2 protein-coding genes and 1 pseudogene are annotated in these 2,979 nt (G+C 71.5%); all 3 read left to right on the forward strand.

What is annotated here, in order from left to right:
- Positions 1 to 282: 282 nt before the first annotated feature.
- Positions 283 to 780, forward strand: a pseudogene (locus tag ACWDA7_RS51750) (LuxR C-terminal-related transcriptional regulator); the annotation flags it as partial.
- Positions 781 to 881: 101 nt separating this feature from the next.
- Complete coding sequence (locus tag ACWDA7_RS51755; RefSeq protein ID WP_450615041.1) at positions 882 to 2,225, forward strand: sensor histidine kinase; 1,344 nt, start codon at positions 882 to 884, stop codon at positions 2,223 to 2,225.
- Complete coding sequence (locus ACWDA7_RS51760) at positions 2,222 to 2,902, forward strand: response regulator (RefSeq protein ID WP_450615042.1); 681 nt, start codon at positions 2,222 to 2,224, stop codon at positions 2,900 to 2,902. The genes ACWDA7_RS51755 and ACWDA7_RS51760 overlap by 4 nt, the downstream gene beginning before the upstream one ends.
- Positions 2,903 to 2,979: the final 77 nt, after the last annotated feature.

The raw sequence follows: 2,979 nt of genomic DNA on the forward strand, positions 1-2,979 counted from the left end.
CGCAGCACTACACAACCTCAAACTCGACGTCCGGTAACCGCAGCACCCACCCCGGCAAGGCCCACCTCACCCCGCATTACGGGATACCTCTTAGGCTCGAACCCGTCAGGGGCGGGGAGTTCAGCGGCATGGCGGACGGCGGCGGTGCGGCCGGGTCCCGTGGTCCGGGGGGCGCGACATCGACCGGCGGCCCCGGAGTCCCGGCCGGCCCGGCGACCGCCGCCACCCGCCGGCAGTCACCCGTCCGCCCACTGCTGCTGCGCCTGCCCGGTCCGCTCCGCACGCATGCCGGAACTGGGCGGCACCGAGGCGACCCGGCGCATCACCGCGGACACCCCGCACCCCAGGGTCCTGGTGCTCACCACCTTCGACCTGGACGAGTACGTGTACGAGGCCCTGCGCGCCGGTGCCTCCGGCTTCCTGCTCAAGGACGCCTCGGCCGATCAGCTCGCCGAGGCCGTCAGGGTGGTGGCCGCGGGCGACGCGCTGCTGGCGCCCGGTATCACCCGACGGCTGATCGCGGAGTTCTCGCGCCTGGACAGTGCCCCCCGGATCCCGCTGAAGACACGCGTCGGCGACCTCACCGAGCGGGAGACGGAGGTCCTCTCGCTCATCGCCCAGGGCCTGTCGAACGCGGAGATCGCCGGACGGCTCGTGGTGGCCGAGCAGACCGTGAAGACCCATGTGGGCCGCATCCTGGTGAAGCTGGGGCTGCGGGACCGGACGCAGGCGGCGGTGTTCGCCTACGAGTCGGGGCTGGTCCGGCCGTCGGGGTACTGAGCCCGGCGGGGAGACCCCGGCCCGTAGTACTTGAGACGGATGCCCAAGGCCCCCCTCACTGGTGACGACCGCCGGCCCCGCCTCCGCCTACCGTGTCAAGCGTGACCGAGACGACCCAGAGGCAGACGGCACCGGACGGTGCGTCCCGCCCGTACATACCGCGCAGCCCGGAGTACCGGGCGGCCGTGGAGGCCCTGCGCGGGCTGCGACAGGACCTGTTCCACGACGCGTTCGCCTACCGTCCGCTGCCTCGCAGGAGCGTCGACGGCGTGCTGAGCCGGCGGATGTCCGGCCGCGCGCGGGAGTACGCGGCCTGGCGGCCGCACGCCCTGGTGGTCGCGGCCGGAGTGCTGGCGATGTTCGCCGGCTGGGCGGGTGAGGGCAGCGGCCCTGCGGCCTCGGTGTCCGGCCTGCTGGCCCTGGTGCCGGTGCTGCTCACCCTGGTCCGCCCGGTCGGGGCCTTCTGGGTGTCCCTGATGGCGACCGCGGCCTCCTCGCTGGTCGCCGGCGTCTTCGGTGACTGGCCTTGGCAGCCCGGCAGCTTCATCTCGCATCTGACGGTGCTCACCGTGGTGGCGATACGCACCCGGCCGCGCACGGCGGCCTGGATGTGGGTGATCACCGCGGTCTACGCCTTCGTCGTCGAGGCCGCGTTCGGCTACCACTTCAGCAACAACTCGGCGCCCATGCTCGTCCTGTCCGCCCTGGCGCTGCTGGCCGTCACCATCTGGCACACCCGCCGCAGCGCCGAGCAGGAGATGACCGCCCAGCAGACGGTGACCGCCCACGAGCGCTCCCGGCGCACGCTGCTCGAGGAGCGCACCACGATCGCCCGCGAGCTGCACGACGTGGTCGCCCACCACATGTCGGTGGTCGCCATCCAGGCGGAGGCCGCGCCCTACCGGGTGGAGAACCCGCCGCCGGAGCTGGAGAAGGCGTTCGCCACGATCCGGGAGAACGCGGTGGCGGCCCTGACCGAGCTCCGCCGTGTGCTCGGTGTCGTACGGGCAGAGGACTACGAGGCGCCGGACGCCCCGCAGCCCACCCTCGCCGACCTGGACGCCCTGCTGGCGAATGTGCGTGAGGCGGGCCTGGACGTGGAAAAGGTGATCACGGGCGCGGTGCGGGAACTTCCGCAGGGCGTCGAGCTGTCGGCGTACCGCATCGTCCAGGAGGCCCTCAGCAATGCGCTGCGGCACGCCCCGGGGGCGCCCGCCCGTGTGGAGATCGGCTATGTGCTCGGCGGGCTCGGCCTGCGCGTGGTCAACGGACCGGCGCCGCAGGACACCCTGAAGAAGTCGACGCACGGTGCGGGACACGGCATCACGGGCATGCGCGAGCGGGTCTCGATGCTGAACGGGGAGATGACGGCGGGGCGGACGGACGACGGAGGGTATGAGGTGACGGTGTACCTGCCGGTGGCCACCGCGGAGGACTCCGCGTGACGACGGACGCCATCCGCGTACTGATCGCCGACGACCAGATGATGGTCCGGGAGGGCTTCTCGGTGCTCCTCGGGGCGATGCCGGACATCGAGGTCGTCGGGGAGGCGGTCAACGGCAGGGAAGCGGTCGAGCGGGTCCGTGAACTGTCCCCGGACGTCGTGCTCATGGACATCCGCATGCCGGAGATGAACGGCATCGAGGCGACCCGGAAGATCGTCGCCGCGGACGGGTCGGCGAAGGTGCTGGTGCTGACGACGTTCGACCTCGACGAGTACGTGTACCAGGCGCTGCGGGCGGGGGCCTCGGGCTTTCTGCTCAAGGACGCCTCCGCACGGCAGCTGGCCGACGGAGTGCGGATCGTGGCGGCCGGCGAGGCGCTGCTCGCCCCCTCGGTCACGAAGCGGCTGATCACGGAGTTCTCCAAGCTGTCCGAGGGCCCGCGCCTCGCCCCCTCCGCGCACGCGGCGTACGGGGAGCTGACCGACCGGGAGACGGAGGTGCTGGTCCTCATCGCGCAGGGTCTGTCGAACATGGAGATCGCCGGGCGCCTGGTGGTCGCCGAGTCGACGATCAAGACCCATGTGAGCCGGATCCTGGTGAAGCTGGGGCTGCGGGACCGGACGCAGGCGGCCGTGTTCGCGTATGAGGCACGTCTGGTGACCGTTCCTAGTCAGTGAGCAGGAGTGAGTCGTGTACCCAATCCTGGTCAACTGGCGCATCCCGAACGGTGGTGGATGCACTGGTCTCCCGCGTT

This window comes from Streptomyces sp. NPDC001156, from assembly GCF_053598275.1.